We start from the raw sequence: 19,239 nt of genomic DNA, 5'->3' as shown, positions 1-19,239 counted from the left end.
CGTTACCGCGTCGCCGCTAGCGCAGCAATTCGGCGAACTGCTCAGCCGGCACCGGCGGGCTGAGCAGGTAGCCCTGAATCTCGTCGCACTGGTTGGCCTTGAGGAAATCCATCTGCGCCTGGGTTTCCACTCCTTCGGCCACCACCTTGCGTTCCAGGCTATGAACCATGGCGATGATCGCGCGGGTAATCGCCGCATCCTGGCTGGAATGCTCCAGCTCACTGATGAACGAACGATCGATCTTCACGTAGTCCACCGGGAAGCGCTTGAGATAGCTCAATGACGAGAAACCGGTGCCGAAATCGTCGATGGCCAACTTCACACCCAGCGCGCGCAGCTGTTCGCTGATGCTGATGGCATTGTCGATGTCGTCCAGCAACTGACTTTCGGTCAGCTCCAGCTCCAGCATCGTCGCTGGCAGGCCGGTCTCTTCGAGCACCTGGCGCACCAGACTGACGAAGTTGCCCTGACGCAGCTGCTTGACCGAGAGGTTCACCGACACACGAATCTCCGCCAGCCCGTCCTGCTGCCACTGACGCGCCTGGCGACAGGCTTCACGCAGGACGAACTCACCCAGCGGGATGATCAAGCCGGTTTCCTCGGCCAGCGGTATGAAGTGCGCGGGGGCAATCAGGCCGCGCTGCGGATGCCGCCAGCGCACCAGCGCCTCGGCGGCATCCAGGCTGTCGTCGGCGAGACTCAGGCGTGGCTGATAGAAAACCTCCAGCTGGCCGACTTCGAGCGCCTTGCGCAGCTGATTCTCCAGCTGCAGGTACTGCATGCTCGAGGCCTGCGGCCGGTCGGTAAAGAACTGCAGTGTATTGCCGCCCAGATGCTTGGCGTGCTGCATGGCGGTGCTGGCCTGGCGCAGCAGTACCTCGGCGTCGCGGCTGTTGTCCGGCAGCAGGCTGACGCCGATGGAAGCCCCGATCACCAACTCCTGATCACCGACGACTATCGGCTTGCGGATCCGCTGCAGCAGCCGGCTACCCAGATGAGCGAGACCGCTGAGGCTGCCATAGCCATCGAGAAGCACGACGAATTCGTCGCCAGACAAGCGAGCGATGGTGTCCGCATCGGCCAGGGTCTGCTTCAACCGGCGCGATACCTCGCGCAACAGCTCATCGGCCGCTTCATGACCGAGGCTTTCGTTGAGCAGTTTGAAGCGATCCAGGTCGATGTAGAGCACCGCCATGTTGCGTCCGTTGCGATGCCCACGCTGGCAGGCCTCATGCAGCCGCTCCTTGAGCAGGCCGCGATTGGCGAGCCCGGTGAGATCGTCATGCTGACTCAGATAACGCAGGCGTTCCTCGATCTTGCGCCGTACGCTGAGATCGGAAATGAAGGCGACCACGTGAGAGACACTGTTGTTGGCATCACGCACTTCACGCAACTGCACCCACTGCGGGTAGACCTCGCCGCTCTTGCGCGTCTCGATCAGCTCGCCCTGCCAGTAGCCATGACGCTCCAGTGCTTCGCGCATCGCCGCGTACTGGCGCTGGCTTTCCGGTGAGCCGGCAATGCGCGCCACGCTACGACCGAGCAATTCCTCACGGCTATAACCGGACAACGCACAACAGGCGTCATTGATCGCCAGCACGCGGTACTTGGCGTTCATGATCACCATGCCTTCGCTGGCCGCTTCGAACACCGTCGCAGCCAGTCGCTGCTGCTCGGCCTGGCGGCGCAGATCACTGATGTCGCGACGGGTACCGATCATGCGCAGCGCTCGCCCGGAAGCATCACGCTGGATCACCCGCCCGCGGTCCTCCATGCAGATCTCAGTGCCATCGGCTCGCAACGCACGATACTCGACGGCAAAAAACTCGGTTTCGCCCTTCAGGTGCGAAATCAGGGTGGCGCGGACACCCGCCAGATCATCCGGATGGATGTCCGGCAGCGGGGAGCCGTCTTCGTCATGGCGCCTTTGTAGCCCGATGCCAAAGACCACCTCGAGTCGAGAGTGGTGAATGCGGTTGTGTTGCAGGTCCCAGTCCCAAAGCCCGAGACCGCTGGCATCGAGGGCCAGATTCAGTCGCGCCTCGCTTTCGCCCAGCTCCTCGGCAACCCGGGCCAGCTCGGCGGTGCGCTTGACCACCCGCTGCTCGAGGTCGTCATAAGCGTCACGCAATTGCTGCTCGGCATGGCGGCGCTGCTCGACTTCCGATGCCAGGCGACGGTTGAGCACATCCGCCTCGCGCCCGGCCTTTTCCAGCCGCTCGATCAGGCGCTGCTTGTGCAACCGCTGTTGCAGGCCGTCGCTGACCAGTCGGTTGATCTGCCAAGCGATCAGGCTCAGGGTCGCAAGCACGATCATCGCCAACAAGCCCCACCCCTGCTGCAGCGGGTGCTCACTGGTCATTAGGAGCAAGCCCGTCGGCAGCAGGCTGGGCACGGCAAAACTGAAGAACGCCGGCAGACTGACCCCGTAGGCGACACTGGCTGCCACCACCACCGAGCCGATCAGACCGTAGAGCAGCGCCTGGGTGACGAACACGTCAGGCGGCACCAGAACCACCATGGCGTAGCACAGACTCAGCGCAGAGGCAGCACTGCCCAGCAAGAAGCGCCAGCGCCAATACGGCTCTGCCTGCTGCTCGGAGCTGGTTCGATTGAAAGTCATGACCTGCTGCAGCCGCAACAGCCCCAGAAATGCCATCCAGCCTGCCCAGACGCCAAGCTCGATGCCGCCCCGCTCACCCCAGAGCACAACCACACAGATCAGCGTGGTGATCAACAGCAGCACAGCCGGAATACGCGAACCCCGGTACAACAGTCGTGTGCGCTCGGCGGGGTGATCGGCTGCCGATGCCCCGCTGGGGACTTGCTGCGCTGATGCCAGGTTGGCGGCTCGGATAGACTCGGTCATGGATGTTGTTCTAGTAATAGCTGCACCCGAATTAGGCTCTCTGGGAACCAAAACACGTTTGATAATGGCATGTTGCTAGCCCCTCGTCATACCACGGTGCGTCGGAAATACCCCTATGGTCACCCTTATCGACCAATGGATGAGCCGCTACACCAATCCGATTCGCCAACGGTAACCTTCGTTTGCCGCGAGCGGCACGCCGGAACGGACCACAGGGCGAGCGAAGCGCAGGCATTTCCAATAGAATGCCGCGATGCATGACGATCTCTCTCTCCTCCTGAATTCCCTCAACGATGCTCAGCGCCAGGCCGTGGCCGCGCCGCTGGGCCGTCAACTGGTATTGGCTGGCGCTGGCTCGGGCAAGACCCGGGTACTGGTGCACCGCATCGCCTGGTTGCACCAGGTCGAGCGCGCATCATTGCACTCGATTCTTTCGGTGACCTTTACCAACAAGGCTGCTGCAGAGATGCGTCAGCGTATCGAGCAGCTGCTGCACGTCAACCCGCAGGGCATGTGGGTCGGCACCTTCCACGGCCTGGCCCACCGCCTGCTGCGGGCGCACTGGCAGGAAGCCAAGCTGGCGCAGAATTTCCAGATACTCGACTCCGACGACCAGCAGCGTCTGGTCAAGCGGGTGATCCGCGAACTCGGCCTTGATGAGCAGCGCTGGCCGGCACGCCAGGCCCAGTGGTGGATAAATGGTCAGAAAGACGAAGGCCTGCGCCCGCGTAACATCCAGGCTGGCGGCGATCTGTTCCTCGCTACCCAGCTGAAGATCTACGAAGCCTACGAAGAGGCCTGCGCCCGCGCCGGCGTCATCGACTTTTCCGAACTGCTGCTGCGCGCCCTGGACCTGTGGCGTGATCATCCGGGTTTGCTCGAGCACTATCAGCGGCGCTTCCGCCACGTATTGGTCGACGAGTTCCAGGACACCAACGCCGTGCAGTACGCCTGGCTGCGACTGCTGGCCAAGGGCGGCGAAAGCCTGATGGTGGTCGGCGACGACGACCAGTCGATCTACGGCTGGCGCGGCGCGCGGATCGAGAACCTGCACCAGTTCAGCGCCGATTTCCCTGACGCCGAAACCATCCGCCTGGAGCAGAACTACCGCTCCACCGCCTGCATTCTCAAGGCCGCCAACGCGCTGATCGCCAACAATCAGGGTCGTCTCGGCAAGGAGCTCTGGACTTCCGGTTGCGAGGGCGAGCCGATCAGCCTGTACGCCGCCTTCAACGAGCACGACGAAGCGCGCTATGTGGTCGAGAGCATCGAGAAGGCCATCCGCGACGGCATGAGCCGCAGCGAGATCGCCATTCTCTATCGATCCAACGCCCAGTCGCGGGTGCTGGAAGAAGCGCTGCTGCGCGAGAAGATTCCTTACCGTATCTATGGCGGCCAGCGCTTCTTCGAACGCGCCGAGATCAAGAACGCCATGGCCTACCTGCGCCTGATCCAGACCCGCGACAATGACGCGGCGCTGGAGCGGGTGATCAACGTGCCGGCCCGTGGCATCGGTGAGAAGACCGTCGAAGCACTGCGCCAGCTGGCGCGTGAGCAGGGCCTGTCGATGTGGGCGGCGCTGCATCAGGCGGTCGGTACCAAGGCGGTTTCCGGCCGCGCTGCCAGCGCGCTGAACGGCTTCGTCGAGCTGGTCGATACCCTGGCGTTGAAAGTCGAGGGCATGCAGCTGCACAACATGGCGCAGCTGGTCATCGAACAGTCCGGCCTGCTGGCCTATCACCGCGATGAGAAAGGCGAGAAAGCCCAGGCGCGGGTAGAGAACCTCGAGGAACTGGTTTCTGCCGCGCGCGCCTTCGACAGTTACAGCGAAGAGGACGACGACGTCCAATCGCCGCTTGCCGCATTCCTCGACCACGCCTCGCTGGAGGCCGGCGAACAGCAGGCCGGCGACCACGAGGACAGCGTGCAGCTGATGACCCTGCACAGCGCCAAGGGCCTGGAGTTCCCGCTGGTGTTCCTGGTCGGCATGGAAGAAGGGCTGTTCCCGCACAAGATGAGCCTGGAGGAATCCGGCCGTCTGGAAGAGGAACGCCGCCTGGCCTACGTCGGCATCACCCGCGCCATGCAGCAGCTGGTGATCACCTACGCCGAAACCCGCCGGCTGTACGGCAGCGAGACCTACAACAAGATCTCGCGCTTCGTCCGCGAAGTGCCGCCTGCGCTGATCCAGGAAGTGCGCCTGAGCAATACCGTGACGCGCTCGTTCAGTGGCAAGAGCATGAGCGGCTCCTCGCTGTTCGACGGCGCCGGCGTACCGGAAACGCCGTTCAGCCTCGGCCAGCGCGTGCGTCACTCGCTGTTCGGCGAGGGCACCATCCTCAACTTCGAAGGCTCCGGCGCCCAGGCCCGGGTGCAGGTGAATTTCGAAGACGAAGGCAGCAAATGGCTGATGCTCAGCTACGCAAAACTTGAAGCACTGTAGAGTTGACGCTAACGTCAACCCGTCATACCAACAAGCCTTCCCTATAAGAAGAATCTTCCAAGGATACCGACCCATGAAACGCCGCCATCTGTTCGGTGCTGCCGCTGCCTTGCTTGCTATCCTCGGCCTTGCCGGCTGCAATGACGACAAGAAAGTCGAAAACGCCGGCCAACCAGCCGCCAGCGAACCCGCCAAGACCTACACCTGGAAAATGGTCACCGCCTGGCCGAAGAACTACCCGGGCCTGGGCACCGCCGCCGAGCGCCTGGCCGACCGCGTCAAGGTGATGAGCGACGGCCGCCTGACCATCAAGGTCTACGCCGCCGGCGAACTGGTTCCGGCGCTGGAAGTGTTCGATGCCGTTTCCCGCGGCACCGCCGAACTGGGTCACGGCGCCGCCTACTACTGGAAAGGCAAGGTCCCGACCGCGCAGTTCTTCACCTCGGTCCCGTTCGGGCTGTCCGCCATCGAAATGAACGCCTGGCTCAGCAAAGGCGACGGCCAGAAGTTCTGGGAAGAGGCCTATGCACCCTTCGGCGTGAAGCCGATGGTGGTCGGAAACACCGGCATGCAGATGGGCGGCTGGTACAACAAGGAAATCAATGCGCTGGGCGATCTGCGCGGCCTGAAGATCCGCATGCCGGGCCTCGGCGGCGAAGTGCTGGCGCGCCTCGGCGCGACCACCGTGAACCTGCCTGGCGGCGAAGTGTTCACCGCGTTGCAGACCGGCGCCATCGACGCCACTGACTGGGTCAGCCCGTACAACGATCTGGCCTTCGGTTTGCACAAGGCGGCCAAGTACTACTACTACCCGGGCTGGCAGGAGCCGCAGGCGGTGCTGGAGTTGCTGGTCAATCAGAAGGCAATGGATACCCTGCCCGAGGACCTGCAAGCCATCCTCACCGAAGCGACCCGCGCGGCCAGCCGCGACATGATGGACGACTACGTCTACAACAACGCCATGGCGCTGGAGCAGCTCAAGCAGCAGGGCGTGGAGCTCAAGCGCTTCCCTGACGAGGTGCTCGACTCCATGCAGGAACAATCGGAACTGGTACTCGGCGAGCTGGCCGCACAAAGCGAGCTGAACGGTCGCATCTGGGCGTCGATGAAGGCCTTCCAGGAGCAGGTCAAGCCGATGCACGAGATCTCCGAGAAGGAACTGTACAACTGGCGCTAAACCCGCTGCAGCACAGAACGGAGCCGTCAGGCTCCGTTTTCGCATCTTGCCCAGCGCTCACCCGGCGCGACCAACGGTCGCAAGCAAAAGCCGGTAACATACTGCCCCTGGCCAACCCCTGCCCGTCTCGGCAGGATGGCGCGCGTACTCCACTCTTTTCAGCGGGAACACTCAATGCAACGTGTGCTTAGCATTTTCATGGCGCTGTGTATCAGCCTGACCTTCGCGCTCGACGCCCACGCCAAGCGCTTCGGCGGCGGCAAGAGCTTCGGCTCGGCGCCGAGCCACCAAACTCGCCAGGCGCCCCAGCAGACCCAGGCCGCGCCGAATCAGGCAGGTCGTCAGACGCCCGCCGCCGCGAGCGGTGCTTCCCGCTGGCTCGGCCCACTGGCCGGTCTGGCCGCCGGTGGCCTGCTCGCTTCCATGTTCATGGGCGACGGCTTCGAGGGTATCCAGTTCATGGATATCCTGATCTTCGGCGCGATCGCGTTCCTGCTGTTCCGCTTCCTCGCCGCCCGCCGTCGCCAGCAGCAGCCAGCCATGGCTGGCCATGCGCCGATGCAGCGTGAAATGCCGCAGCAGCCGGCAAGCTCCATCTTCGGTGGCAGCGCCGCCCCGGTTGCCGCCGCTCCGGTGATCAACGCCCCGGCCTGGTTCAACGAGCAGAGCTTCGTCGCTGCGGCCCGCGAGCACTTCCTCTCGCTGCAGCAGCACTGGGACGCCAACGAGATGGACAAGATCGCCGAGTTCGTCACCCCGCAACTGCTGGGCTTCCTCAAGCAGGAACGCGCCGAGATCGGTGATGCCTACCAAGCGACCTACATCGACGATCTGCAGATCCAACTCGACGGTGTCGACGACGATGCCGAGAAGACCACCGCCACCCTGACCTTCAACGGTGTATCGAAGACTTCGCGCTTCGACCAGGGCGAGCCGTTCAGCGAAAGCTGGCGCATGGAGCGTGCCCAGGGCGAGAACCAGCCATGGGTCGTCGCTGGTATTCGCCAGAACGCCTGACCGACGTAACACGGAAAACCGGTCTGCCTCAGGGCAGACCACAGACAAACCCCGCCACTCGGCGGGGTTTGTCGTTTCTGAGCGGCAAGCGACGCGGTGCTGCGAGCCGCTCGGCGAAGCTGCTCCCCCATCACTCCTTGAGAAAGCCCAGCAGATCGTTGTTGAAGCGCTGCTTGTGGGTGTCAGTCAGGCCGTGCGGCGCACCGGGATAGACGATCAGCTTCGCGCCCTTGATCAATGCAGCGGACGCCTTGCCCGAGCTGTCTAGCGGTACGATCTGGTCATCGTCGCCGTGGATCACCAGCGTCGGTACGTCGAACTTCTTCAGGTCGCCGCGGAAGTCCGTTGCCGAGAAGGCGGCAATGGAGTCGTAGGTATTCTTGTGCCCGGCCTGCAGACCCTGAGCACGCCAGTTGTCGATCAGCCCCTGGGGGGCCTTCGCACCCGGACGATTGAAGCCGTAGAACGGGCCGGAGGCGAGGTCGAGGTACAGCTGTGCGCGATCTTCCAGCGATGCCTTGCGGATGCCGTCGAAGACTTCCATTGGCAGACCACCCGGGTTATCCGCAGTTTTCAACATCATCGGCGGCACGGCGCTGACCAGCACGGCTTTTTTAACCCGTTCGGTGCCGTGGCGACCGATGTAGCGCGCCACCTCGCCGCCACCGGTGGAGAAGCCCACCAGCGTGACGTCCTTCAGGTCCAGCGCCTCGATCACCGCGGCCAGGTCGTCTGCGTAGTGATCCATATCGTTGCCTTGCCACGGCTGACTGGAGCGGCCATGGCCGCGGCGGTCGTGAGCGACCACGCGATAGCCTTCGGATGCGAGGAACAGCATCTGCGATTCCCAGCTGTCCGAGTTGAGCGGCCAGCCGTGGCTGAAGGTCACCACCGGACCATCCTTCGGGCCCCAGTCCTTGTAGTAGAGCTGCACGCCGTCGGCCGTGGTGATGGTGCTGGCGGTGCGGACGCTGGCGATGCTGGATGTCGGTTGCGTCGTCTGCTCCGGCTGCGCGGCGAAGGCCGGCTGTATCGCGATCGCCAGCAGCGGGAGGGTGAAGGTACGGATGATGGCATTCATGGCGTGTGTCTCCTGTTCGTAGGTACGGTGGTCTGGATCAGTCGGCGAGGATCAGCGTTACGTCGATGTTGCCGCGGGTGGCATTGGAGTACGGGCAGACCACATGGGCCTGGTCGACCAGCTCCTGCAATACGTCGCGGGCAATGCCGGGCGCGCTGATGGTCAGCTCGGCCTCGATGCCGAAGCCGGTGGGGATCTGGCCGATGCCAACCTTGCCGGTGATGCGGGTATCCGCCGGCAGGGCGACCTTCTGCTTGCCAGCGACGAACTTCAGCGCGCCGAGAAAGCAGGCCGAATAGCCGGCAGCGAACAGCTGCTCGGGGTTGGTGCCCGGGCCGCCGGCGCCGCCCAGTTCACGCGGCGTGGACAGTTGCACGTCGAGCGCCTGGTCGGAGGAGCTGGCGCGACCTTCACGGCCGCCGGTGGCGGTTGCAGTGGCGGTGTAGAGAATCTTTTCGATGGTCATGGCTACGGTTCCTGTTCTGTTGGTAGGCCAGGGCGTTGTTGCCCGGTGAGCGCTATTCTGCTCACCACAGAAAACTATTGGTGACGTAGAATCCTGAAAACATGATCAGGAGTACGAAGATGGCCGACCGGCTCGCTGCACTGATGACCCACTTCCCGATGCGCGCACAGGTGTTCAACGCCGGGCCGCTGTGCGGCATCAACACTCTGCAAAGCGATGGCGTGCACGGACAGCTGCATCTGGTGCGCAGCGGCACGCTGGAGGCGCGCTATGGCAGGGAGTCGCTGATGGTCGAGCAACCGAGCCTGCTGCTGTTTCCGCGCCCGCTAACGCACCGTTTCATCGTCGCCCCCGGGCAGAACGCGGACATGGTCTGCGCGAACCTGTCGTTCGAAGGCGGCACCAGCAACCCGATTGCCTCTGCGCTGGCCGATGTCGTCTGCTTGCCGCTGGATCAGGTCTGGGGCGCCGAGCCGATTCTCTCGCTGCTGTTCGAGGAGGCCTTCGAACAACGCTGCGGGCGCGTGGCATTGGTCGAGCGGTTGCTCGAAGTGGTGATGATCCAGGTCCTGCGTCAGCTGATGGAAAGCGACGAGGTGAATGGCGGGCTGCTGTCCGGGCTGGCGCACCCGCGCCTGCGCAATGCCCTGGTGGCGATGCACGAAGCGCCGGCGCAAGACTGGACGCTCGAGGAGCTGGCCAGGGCCGCCGGAATGTCACGCAGCGTGTTCGCCACGGCCTTTCGCGAGACGGTCGGCACCACGCCGGGCCAGTATCTGCAGGGTTGGCGCGTCCGCCTGGCACAGAAAGCCTTGCGCCGCGGGCGGCCGATCAAGGTGATCGCGATCGAAGTGGGCTACGGCAGCGAAGCCGCATTCTCCCGGGCTTTCAAGGCGCACACCGGGCAATCGCCCAGGGATTGGAAAAAGCAGCTGGCCATGGCTGCCGATGCCTGAATGCCCGCCCCGACCAAGGCTCGTTTATCGGTACGCCGCGAGGCAGCGGAGCTCGGAATTAGTCCTTTACTTTGTCCATTCTTGACTAAGCTGCTTAGCAGACGCCGGCAAAGCATCGGCGTACCAGCCTGATAAGAAAGGAGAACACCGATGGATATGAACCGTCGACAGTTCTTCAAGGTCTGCGGTGTGGGCCTTGGGGCGTCGAGCATGGCGGCATTGGGCATGGCACCGCCGTCGGCGTATGCCGAGTCGATACGGCATTTCAAACTGACCAACACGCGCGAAACCCGCAACACCTGCCCTTACTGCTCGGTCGGCTGCGGACTGATCCTCTACAGCCATGGCAGTGGCGGCAAGAACGTCGCGCAGAACATCATTCATATCGAAGGCGACTCCGATCACCCGGTCAACCGCGGCACGCTGTGCCCGAAGGGCGCGGGCCTGCTGGACTTCGTTCACAGCCCCAACCGCCTGACTCACCCGGAAGTCCGTGAAGCCGGCAGCAACGAGTGGAAGCGCATCGAGTGGAGCGATGCCCTCGACCGCATCGCGCGGCTGATGAAGGACGACCGCGATGCCAATTTCATCGAGCGCAATGAAAAGGGCCAGACGGTCAATCGCTGGCTGACTACCGGTTTCCTGGCCGCCTCGGCATCATCCAACGAGGCTGGCTACATCACCCACAAAGTGGTTCGTTCACTCGGCATTCTGGGATTCGACAACCAGGCACGTGTCTGACATGGCCCGACGGTGGCAAGTCTTGCCCCGACGTTTGGCCGTGGAGCCATGACCAATCACTGGTCCGATATCCAGAACGCTGACCTGATCCTGATCATGGGCGGTAACGCCGCCGAAGCGCACCCGTGCGGCTTCAAATGGGTTACAGAGGCCAAGGCGCGCAACAAGGCGCGGCTGGTGGTGGTCGACCCACGCTTCACCCGCTCGGCCTCGGTGGCCGATTACTACGCGCCGATCCGTACCGGAACCGACATCGCCTTCCTTGGCGGGTTGATCAACTACCTGCTGGAAAACGACAAGATCCAGCACGAGTACGTGGTCAACTACACAGATGTCTCGTTCATCGTGAAGGAAGGCTTCGGCTTCGAGAACGGCCTGTTCAACGGCTACGACGCCGACCGCCGCGCCTACCCGGACAAATCAGCCTGGAGTTACGAGCTCGACGAGGACGGTTTTGCCCGCGTCGACAAGAGCCTTACGCATCCGCGCTGCGTGTTCAATCTGCTCAAGCAGCACTACAGCCGCTACACGCCGGAGGTGGTCAGCAACATATGCGGCACGCCGCAAGACCGCATGCTCAAGGTCTGGGAAACCATCGCCGAGACTTCGGTGCCGGGCAAGGTCATGACCATCATGTATGCCCTCGGCTGGACCCAGCATTCGACCGGCTCGCAGATGATCCGCACCGGCGCCATGGTGCAGCTGCTGCTCGGCAACATCGGCATGCCCGGCGGCGGCATGAATGCCCTGCGCGGGCACTCCAACATCCAGGGCCTGACCGACCTCGGCCTGCTCTCCAACCTGTTGCCGGGCTACATGACCCTGCCGCTGGAAGCCGAGCAGGATTACACCTCCTACATCGCCAAGCGCACTGCCAAGCCGCTACGGCCGGGGCAGCTGTCCTACTGGCAGCACTACGAGAAATTCCACGTCAGCCTGATGAAGGCCTGGTACGGCAAGAACGCCACGGCGGAGAACAACTGGGGTTACGACTGGCTGCCGAAGCTGGATATCCCCGGCTACGACGTGCTCAAGGTGTTCGACATGATGTACCAGGGGCAGGTGAACGGTTATTTCTGCCAGGGCTTCAACCCCATCGCCTCGTTCCCCAACAAGGCCAAGGTCAGCGCCGCACTGGCCAAGCTCAAGTACCTGGTGATCATGGACCCGCTGGCCACCGAGACGTCGGAGTTCTGGCGCAATGCCGGCGAATACAACGACGTCGACACCGCCAGCATCCAGACCACGGTGTTCCGCCTGCCGACCACCTGCTTCGCCGAGGAGGACGGCTCGCTGGTCAACAGCAGCCGCTGGCTGCAGTGGCACTGGAAGGCCGCCGAGCCGCCAGGCCAGGCGCAGACAGACGTGGTGATCATGGGCGGGCTGTTCCATCGTCTGCGCGAAATGTATCGCAAGGAGGGCGGCGCCTACGCCGAACCGCTGCTCAACATCGACTGGGGCTATCGCCAGCCGGAAGAACCGACCGCCGAGGAAATCGCCCAGGAGTACAACGGCAGAGCCTTGAGCGATGTCTTCGACCTGCAGACCGGCGCTCAGGTGGCCAAGGCCGGTGAACTGCTACCAGGCTTCGGCCTGCTGCGTGCCGACGGCACCACCTCCAGCGGCTGCTGGATCTGGTGCGGCTCCTGGACTCAGGCCGGCAACCAGATGGCCCGGCGCGACGACGCCGACCCCTACGGCATGGGCCAGACGCTGGGCTGGGCCTGGGCCTGGCCGGCCAACCGCCGCATCCTCTACAACCGTGCATCTGCCGACCCCGCAGGCAACCCGTGGGAGCCGCAGAAAAAGCGGCTGGTGTGGTGGGACGGCGGCAAATGGGGCGGTACCGACGTGCCGGACTTCAAGGTCGACTCGCGGCCCGAGGACGGCATGAACCCGTTCATCATGAACCCCGAAGGGGTGGCGCGACTGTTCGCCGTGGACAAGATGAACGAGGGGCCATTCCCCGAGCATTACGAGCCGTTCGAGACGCCCATCGGGCGCAACCCCATGCACCCGGACAATCCGAATGCCATCAGCAACCCGGCCGCGCGGGTGTTCAAGAACGACATGGAGCTGTTCGGCACCGCGGAGGACTTCCCCTACGCGGCCACCACCTACCGGCTGACGGAGCATTTCCACTTCTGGACCAAGCATTGCCGGCTCAACGCGATCACCCAACCCGAGCAATTCGTCGAGATCGGCGAAGTGCTGGCCAACGAGTTGGACATCAAGGCCGGTGAGCGGGTCAAGGTGTCGTCCAACCGCGGCTACATCAAGGCGGTGGCAGTGGTGACCAAGCGCATCAAGCCGCTGACGGTGGACGGCCAGACCGTGCACCACATCGGCATCCCGCTGCACTGGGGCTTCGCCGGAGTGGCGCGCAACGGTTACCTGACCAACACGCTGACGCCGTTCGTGGGTGACGCCAACACCCAGACGCCGGAGTTCAAGTCGTTCCTGGTCAACGTGGAGAAGGCATGATGGCTACTCAAGACGTGATTGCCCGCTCCGCCACGACCACCGAGCGGCCGTCGATCCGCGAGATCGGCGAAGTGGCGAAACTGATCGACACCTCCAAGTGCATCGGCTGCAAGGCCTGCCAGGTGGCGTGTTCGGAATGGAACGACCTGCGCGACGAAGTCGGCACCAGCAACGGGACCTACGACAACCCGATCGACCTCACCGCCGAATCCTGGACGGTGATGAAGTTCGCCGAGTACGAGAACCCCGGCAGTGGCGACCTCGAGTGGCTGATCCGCAAGGACGGCTGCATGCACTGCGCGGACCCGGGCTGCCTCAAAGCCTGCCCGGCGCCGGGAGCGATCGTTAAGTACGCCAACGGTATCGTCGACTTCAACCAGGACCACTGCATCGGCTGCGGCTACTGCATCACCGGCTGCCCGTTCGACATCCCGCGCATTTCCGAGAAGGACAAGAAGGCCTACAAGTGCACGCTGTGTTCCGACCGCGTTTCCGTCGGCCTTGAGCCAGCCTGCGTAAAGACCTGCCCCACTGGGGCCATCGTCTTCGGCAGCAAGGACGACATGAAGGAGCACGCGGCCGGGCGCATCGCCGATCTGAAGGAGCGCGGTTTCGACCAAGCCGGGCTGTACGACCCCGATGGCGTCGGCGGTACGCACGTGATGTACGTGCTGCACCATGCCGATCAGCCTTCGCTGTACAGCGACCTGCCGAACGAGCCGACCATCAGCCCGTTGGTCAGCCTGTGGAAAGGTGTGACCAAGCCCCTCGCCCTGCTGGGCATGGGAGCGGCGGTGCTGGCCGGCTTCTTCCACTACACGCGGGTCGGCCCTGTTCGCGTCGAGGAAGAGGACGAGAAGGCCGAACTCAGCGAGCCCGTGGTGCACCAGGTCGATCCCTCGGTGCATGTGGTCGACCCCAAGGAGCCGCGACCCTGAATCCGGCGGCCCCGCTCGCGGGGCCATCCTCGGAGTCGATCGCTCAAGGAGCCAACGATGAATAACAACGACATCGAACGCTACAACCCCTCGCAGCGAACCAATCACTGGATCGTTGCCATCCTCTTCGTCCTTGCCGCGCTGTCCGGCCTGGCGCTGTTCCATCCGGCGCTGTTCGGCCTCTCCGGGCTGTTCGGCGGCGGCACCTGGACGCGCATCCTGCACCCCTTCATCGGGGTCGCGATGTTCGTCTTCTTCCTCTGGCTAGCGATCCGCTTTGCCGGGCACAACCGCATCGAAGCGCGCGACCGCCAGTGGCTCAGGCAGATCAACGACGTGGTGCACAACCGTGAGGACAAGCTGCCGGAAGTCGGCCGCTACAACGCCGGGCAGAAGGTGCTGTTCTGGGTGCTGATCCTCAGCATGCTGGTGCTGCTGTTCAGCGGCATCGTCATCTGGCGCGAGTACTTCAGCAGCTTCTTCGGCATCGTCTCGCTGCGCTGGGCCAGCCTGCTGCATGCCATCGCCGCCTTTGTGCTGATCGTCAGCATCATCGTGCATATCTATGCCGCCATCTGGCTCAAGGGTTCCATGGGCGCGATGCTCTACGGCACCGTCAGCCGCGCCTGGGCACGCAAGCACCACCCCGCCTGGTATCGGGAGATCACCGAGCGCAAATAAGCGGCACCGCTGTTCAACTGAAGATTCCCGAGCACCCGCGCGGGAATCTTCAGCCCCACGCACCATCGAAAGCCGAGCGGTAGCCGATGACGGACTATGCTGTTCGGCACAACCCCAAGAAAAGGAGTCCTGCGTGGCAGGCACCATTCTCGAGCCCGGGCAGATCGAAGCTGCTGCCTGCAAACCACCCTTCATCAACCTGCCGCCGCGCGATCTGTTCGCCCTGCGCAGCGCGCGCCTGACAAAGCTCGCAGAAGGCCATCCGTTCGCCGACTACCTACGCCTGCTCGCGGTCATCTGCCAGGCGCAACAGCACGTGCTGGACAACCACCCCGCCGAACTACCGGTGGACGCCCATCGCACCGCGGAATGCCTCAAGCATGGCCTGCCTCCGCTCGCCGCCGACACCCTGGTGCGTGAAGGTGCCTGGCTGCCGCTGCTGGATGCCTGGCTGACGGCCTTCGTGGTGCCGGACAACCCCGCCGTAGCCGCCGCTATCGGGCAGCTTCGCGAGGCCGACAGTGGCCAGCGCAAGGCCTGGGCCGTTTCATTGCTCAGCGGCCAGTACGACAGCCTGCCGCCAGCGCTGGTGCCCTTCCTCGGCGCCGGCCTGCAACTGGCGTGGAGCCACTGGCTGCTGCAACTGGACCTCACCACCCTGCGCGAACGCGAAGACCAGACCCACTGCCCCTGCTGCGGCGCACCGCCCATGGCCGGCATCATTCGCCATCTTGGCAAGCTCAACGGCCTGCGCTATCTGGTCTGCTCGCTGTGCGCCTGCGAATGGCACTACGTACGGCTGAAATGCAGCCACTGTCGCAGCACCAAGAAGCTCGACTACCTGCACTTTGAGGGCTCGCCCCAGGGCGTCAAGGCCGAGGTGTGTCCCGAGTGCAACAGCTACCTCAAGCAGCTCTATCTCGAACTGGCGTCGGATGGCGAAAGCCTCTCCGCCGACCTCGTGACCCTGGACCTGGACCTGCTGCTGGCCGAGCAGGGCTTTCAGCGCCAGGCGCCTAACCTGCTGCTGGCACCGGGGGGCGATGCATGAGCAGCAGCCACCTGCCCTCGGTCGACAGGCTGCTGCGTAACCCAGCCTGCCAACCGCTGCAGCAGCGCTACGGCCGCCAGGCATTACTGAACACCCTGCGCGACCTGCTCGATGAATTGCGCGAACCGGCCCGCCACGGCCAGCTGGCCGCGCTGGAACTGTCCGAAGCGGTGCTCGCCGGGCGCGCCGGCGAACGCCTGGCCAGCCAGCACAAGAGCCGCGTGCGCCGAGTGTTCAACCTCACTGGCACGGTGCTGCACACCAACCTCGGGCGCGCCCTGTTGCCGGATGAAGCCATAGAGGCAATCACCCTCGCCGCGCGCTACCCGCTCAACCTGGAATTCGATCTCGCCACCGGCAAACGCGGCGATCGCGACGACCTCATCGAAGGACTGATCCGCGAGCTGACCGGCGCCGAGGCGGTCACCGTGGTCAACAACAACGCCGCCGCCGTGCTGCTGGCCTTGAACAGCCTCGGCGCGCGCAAGGAAGGCATCATTTCCCGTGGCGAGCTGATCGAGATCGGCGGCGCCTTCCGCATCCCGGACATCATGGCCCGCGCCGGCGTGAAGCTGCATGAAGTCGGCACCACCAACCGCACCCACGCCAAGGACTACGAAGCGGCGATCAACCCGCGCTCGGGTCTGCTGATGCGCGTGCACACCAGCAACTACAGCGTGCAGGGCTTCACCGCCAGCGTCGCTACCGCCGAACTGGCGCGCATCGCCCATGCCCACGATCTGCCGTTGTTGGAAGATCTCGGCAGCGGCAGCCTGCTCGACCTCTCGCGCTGGGGCCTGCCCAAGGAGCCGACGGTGCAGGAAGCGCTGCGCGACGGCGCCGATATCGTCACCTTCAGCGGCGACAAGCTGCTCGGCGGCCCGCAGGCCGGGCTGATCGTCGGCAGCAAGGCGCTGATTCAGAAGATCAAGAAGAACCCGCTCAAGCGCGCCCTGCGCGTCGACAAGCTGACCCTTGCCGCGCTGGAAGCGGTGCTCAACCTCTATCGCGACCCCGACCGCCTCGCCGAACGCCTCACCAGCCTGCGCCTGCTCAGCCGCCCGCAGGCCGACATTCGTACCCAGGCTGAACGCATCGCCCCGGCGCTGACCGCCGTGCTCGGTGAAACCTGGCAAGTCGCAGTAGCCGATGCCCTGGGCATGATCGGCAGCGGCGCGCAGCCGGTGGCACGCCTGCCCAGTGCCGCCCTGTGCATCCGCCCGCAGCAACCCAAGCGTCTGCGCGGCCGCAGCCTGCGGCAGCTGGAAGAAGCCCTGCGCTGCCTGCCGATTCCGGTGCTCGGGCGCATCGATGACGACGCCCTCTGGCTCGACCTGCGCCAGCTCGACGACGAACCGGCATTCCTCCAGCAATTACCGCACCTGCAAGAGGAGCTGGCCCGTTGATCGTCGGTACCGCCGGCCATATCGACCATGGCAAGACCGCACTGCTGCAAGCCCTCACCGGGCAACAGGGCGACCGCCGCCGCGAAGAGCGCGAACGCGGCATCACAATCGACCTCGGCTACGTCTACGCCGACCTCGGTGAAGGCAGCCTCACCGGCTTTATCGACGTGCCGGGCCATGAACGCTTTGTGCGCAACATGCTGGCCGGCGCCAGCGGCATCGACTGCGTACTGCTGGTGGTGGCTGCCGATGACGGCGTGATGCCGCAGACCCGAGAACACCTGGCCATCGTCGAACTGCTTGGCATCCGCCGCGCTCTGGTAGCGCTGACCAAGATCGACCGCGTCGGGCCGGCGCGCATCGCCGAAGTTGAGCAGCAGATCGAGGCCCTGCTGGCCGCCGGGCCGTTGGCCGGCGCGCCGATCTTTCCGGTCTCCAGCATCCGCGGCGATGGCATCGACGCCCTGCGCACCGCGCTGATCGAAGAAGCCGCACGCACCGCAGCCCGCAGCGACAGCGGCCACTTCCGCCTGGCCATCGACCGCGCCTTCAGCGTCACTGGCGCCGGCGTGGTGGTCACCGGCACCGCCTTTGCCGGGCGCGTGCGGATCGGCGACGAACTGCTGCTCGGCCCCACCGGCAAACGCGTGCGCGTCCGTGGTCTCCACGCGCAGAACCGTGAAGCGGGCGAAGCCCATGCCGGCCAGCGGGTGGCACTGAATCTTGCCGGCGAGCGGCTGGCCGTCGAGCAAATCCATCGCGGCGATTGGCTGCTGCACCCATTGCTGCACGCACCAACCCAACGCATCGATATCGACGTCCAACTGCTGCCCGGCGAAGCCCACGAGCTCAAGCACTGGACGCCGGTGCACGTACACCTCGGCGCCCAGGACGTCACCGCCCGCGTCGCCCTGCTCGAAGGCACGAGCCTGGCGCCGGGCGAACGCGCCTTCGCCCAACTACTGCTGAATGCACCGAGCCACGCCGTGCACGGCGACCGTATCGTCCTTCGCGATCAGTCCGCCCAGCGCACCCTTGGCGGTGGTCGTGTGCTCGACCCCTATGCACCGCCACGTAACCGCCGCCGCGCCGCACGGCTGGAACAACTTCGCGCCCTCGACCAGCCGAGCCTGGAGAAGGCATTGCCGCCGCTGCTCGCCAGCGCCACCAACGGCATTGACCCGCATAGCCTGGAACGCCAATTCAACCGCCCGCGCGAAGGCTGGCAGCTGCCGCAAGGCGTACTGGAAGTCGGCACGCGATTGGGGCCACGGCTGTTCGACCAGGCCCGCTGGAACGAACTCGAAGCCACCCTGCTCGCCGCCCTGCAGCGTTTTCACGAAGAACAACCCGACGAACTCGGCCCCGACCGCGACCGCCTGCGCCGCTATGCCCTGACGCAACTGGAACGGCCGGTGTTCATCGCCCTGCTGGAACAGGCACTGGCCGCCGGCCACATCGAAACCAGCGGCCCCTGGCTGCACCGCCCCGATCATCGGGTACGCCTGAGCGATACGGAAGAAAGTTTGAAGGAACGCCTGTGGCCTCTGCTCGAAGCCGGCCAGTTCGACCCACCCTGGGTCCGCGACCTGGCCCGCGACCTCGGCGTCGATGAAACGCAGATGCGCAACTTGCTACGCAAGCTCGCCCGCCTCGGCCTGCTGCAACAGGTGGTGAAAGATTTGTTCTACCCCGAGTTCACCATTCGCCAACTCGCGGGGCATGTACTACAACTGGAAGCACAAAGCGGCGTGATCCGCGCCGCCGCTTTCCGCGACCGTATCCAGCTCGGCCGCAAACGCAGCATCCAGCTGCTCGAACACTTCGACCGCATTGGCTTCACCCGCCGCTTCGGCAACGAACGCAAAGTCCGCCAAGACAGCGCGTTGGCGATCCAGTCAGGCCTGGGGTAGGCTGGTCGCCGCTTCC

Annotated in this window: 13 protein-coding genes; 10 read left to right on the top strand and 3 right to left on the bottom strand. The window is 64.4% G+C overall.

The window, feature by feature from the left end:
- Window positions 1–16 precede the first annotated feature (16 nt).
- Window positions 17–2,869 (bottom strand): putative bifunctional diguanylate cyclase/phosphodiesterase, encoded by a 2,853-nt coding sequence (locus AAEZ08_RS08260; RefSeq protein ID WP_500124071.1) that lies wholly within the window; start codon window positions 2,867–2,869, stop codon window positions 17–19.
- A 253-nt stretch (window positions 2,870–3,122) separates the two neighbouring features.
- On the opposite strand from AAEZ08_RS08260, the gene uvrD reads away from it, so the two are divergent.
- From uvrD to AAEZ08_RS08245, 3 genes are all read left to right on the top strand, one after another.
- Window positions 3,123–5,312 carry a DNA helicase II gene (gene uvrD, locus AAEZ08_RS08255; RefSeq protein WP_301633146.1) on the top strand — a complete coding sequence of 730 codons (2,190 nt, stop codon included), beginning with the start codon at window positions 3,123–3,125 and terminating at the stop codon, window positions 5,310–5,312.
- A gap of 73 nt (window positions 5,313–5,385) precedes the next feature.
- Entirely contained in the window at window positions 5,386–6,489 is a 1,104-nt protein-coding gene (locus AAEZ08_RS08250; RefSeq protein WP_500124070.1) for a TRAP transporter substrate-binding protein, read from the top strand.
- Window positions 6,490–6,663: 174 nt separating this feature from the next.
- Window positions 6,664–7,506 carry a Tim44 domain-containing protein gene (locus tag AAEZ08_RS08245; protein ID WP_102820329.1) on the top strand — a complete coding sequence of 281 codons (843 nt, stop codon included), beginning with the start codon at window positions 6,664–6,666 and terminating at the stop codon, window positions 7,504–7,506.
- Between the two features lie 130 nt (window positions 7,507–7,636).
- Here AAEZ08_RS08245 and AAEZ08_RS08240 read toward each other — a convergent pair whose 3' ends face one another.
- On the bottom strand, window positions 7,637–8,587 hold the full coding sequence (locus tag AAEZ08_RS08240; protein ID WP_500124069.1) for an alpha/beta fold hydrolase: 951 nt from the start codon (window positions 8,585–8,587) through the stop codon (window positions 7,637–7,639).
- 37 nt (window positions 8,588–8,624) lie between these two features.
- The gene (locus AAEZ08_RS08235; RefSeq protein WP_102820331.1) at window positions 8,625–9,053 is read right to left on the bottom strand and encodes an organic hydroperoxide resistance protein; all 429 of its coding nucleotides are present in this window, start codon (window positions 9,051–9,053) and stop codon (window positions 8,625–8,627) included.
- A gap of 119 nt (window positions 9,054–9,172) precedes the next feature.
- Here AAEZ08_RS08235 and AAEZ08_RS08230 point away from each other — a divergent pair, with 119 nt between their 5' ends.
- The 7 genes from AAEZ08_RS08230 to selB all read left to right on the top strand — a co-directional run bounded on the left by AAEZ08_RS08230 (window position 9,173) and on the right by selB (window position 19,223).
- Window positions 9,173–10,009 (top strand): AraC family transcriptional regulator, encoded by an 837-nt coding sequence (locus AAEZ08_RS08230; RefSeq protein WP_500124068.1) that lies wholly within the window; start codon window positions 9,173–9,175, stop codon window positions 10,007–10,009.
- Between the two features lie 150 nt (window positions 10,010–10,159).
- On the top strand, window positions 10,160–13,234 hold the full coding sequence (fdnG, locus tag AAEZ08_RS08225; RefSeq protein ID WP_500124067.1) for a formate dehydrogenase-N subunit alpha: 3,075 nt from the start codon (window positions 10,160–10,162) through the stop codon (window positions 13,232–13,234).
- Entirely contained in the window at window positions 13,234–14,172 is a 939-nt protein-coding gene (gene fdxH / locus AAEZ08_RS08220; RefSeq protein WP_003284085.1) for a formate dehydrogenase subunit beta, read from the top strand. Before fdnG ends, fdxH begins: the two co-directional genes overlap by 1 nt.
- A gap of 57 nt (window positions 14,173–14,229) precedes the next feature.
- Window positions 14,230–14,853 carry a formate dehydrogenase subunit gamma gene (locus tag AAEZ08_RS08215; RefSeq protein WP_045666661.1) on the top strand — a complete coding sequence of 208 codons (624 nt, stop codon included), beginning with the start codon at window positions 14,230–14,232 and terminating at the stop codon, window positions 14,851–14,853.
- Between the two features lie 133 nt (window positions 14,854–14,986).
- Entirely contained in the window at window positions 14,987–15,904 is a 918-nt protein-coding gene (fdhE, locus tag AAEZ08_RS08210; RefSeq protein WP_500124066.1) for a formate dehydrogenase accessory protein FdhE, read from the top strand.
- The gene (gene selA, locus AAEZ08_RS08205; protein WP_500124065.1) at window positions 15,901–17,310 is read left to right on the top strand and encodes an L-seryl-tRNA(Sec) selenium transferase; all 1,410 of its coding nucleotides are present in this window, start codon (window positions 15,901–15,903) and stop codon (window positions 17,308–17,310) included. Before fdhE ends, selA begins: the two co-directional genes overlap by 4 nt.
- A complete protein-coding gene (gene selB, locus AAEZ08_RS08200; protein ID WP_500124064.1) occupies window positions 17,307–19,223 on the top strand; it encodes a selenocysteine-specific translation elongation factor in 1,917 nt (638 codons plus the stop codon). Before selA ends, selB begins: the two co-directional genes overlap by 4 nt.
- Window positions 19,224–19,239 lie beyond the last annotated feature (16 nt).

The sequence above is a fragment of the Pseudomonas sp. E45-MNA-CIBAN-0222 genome, assembly GCF_040310405.1.
Classification (GTDB): domain Bacteria; phylum Pseudomonadota; class Gammaproteobacteria; order Pseudomonadales; family Pseudomonadaceae; genus Stutzerimonas; species Stutzerimonas stutzeri_AC.
This window is presented reverse-complemented; position numbering and strand designations above follow the sequence as displayed.

Excerpts from the sequence above, each read along its gene's own strand:
- AAEZ08_RS08235 (WP_102820331.1), bottom strand. The coding sequence starts at position 9,053 with ATGACCATCGAAAAGATTCTCTACACCGCCACTGCAACCGCCACCGGC.
- fdxH (WP_003284085.1), top strand. The coding sequence starts at position 13,234 with ATGGCTACTCAAGACGTGATTGCCCGCTCCGCCACGACCACCGAGCGG.
- AAEZ08_RS08240 (WP_500124069.1), bottom strand. The coding sequence starts at position 8,587 with ATGAATGCCATCATCCGTACCTTCACCCTCCCGCTGCTGGCGATCGCG.
- AAEZ08_RS08260 (WP_500124071.1), bottom strand. The coding sequence starts at position 2,869 with ATGACCGAGTCTATCCGAGCCGCCAACCTGGCATCAGCGCAGCAAGTC.
- AAEZ08_RS08215 (WP_045666661.1), top strand. The coding sequence starts at position 14,230 with ATGAATAACAACGACATCGAACGCTACAACCCCTCGCAGCGAACCAAT.
- selA (WP_500124065.1), top strand. The coding sequence starts at position 15,901 with ATGAGCAGCAGCCACCTGCCCTCGGTCGACAGGCTGCTGCGTAACCCA.
- AAEZ08_RS08245 (WP_102820329.1), top strand. The coding sequence starts at position 6,664 with ATGCAACGTGTGCTTAGCATTTTCATGGCGCTGTGTATCAGCCTGACC.
- uvrD (WP_301633146.1), top strand. The coding sequence starts at position 3,123 with ATGCATGACGATCTCTCTCTCCTCCTGAATTCCCTCAACGATGCTCAG.
- AAEZ08_RS08230 (WP_500124068.1), top strand. The coding sequence starts at position 9,173 with ATGGCCGACCGGCTCGCTGCACTGATGACCCACTTCCCGATGCGCGCA.
- AAEZ08_RS08250 (WP_500124070.1), top strand. The coding sequence starts at position 5,386 with ATGAAACGCCGCCATCTGTTCGGTGCTGCCGCTGCCTTGCTTGCTATC.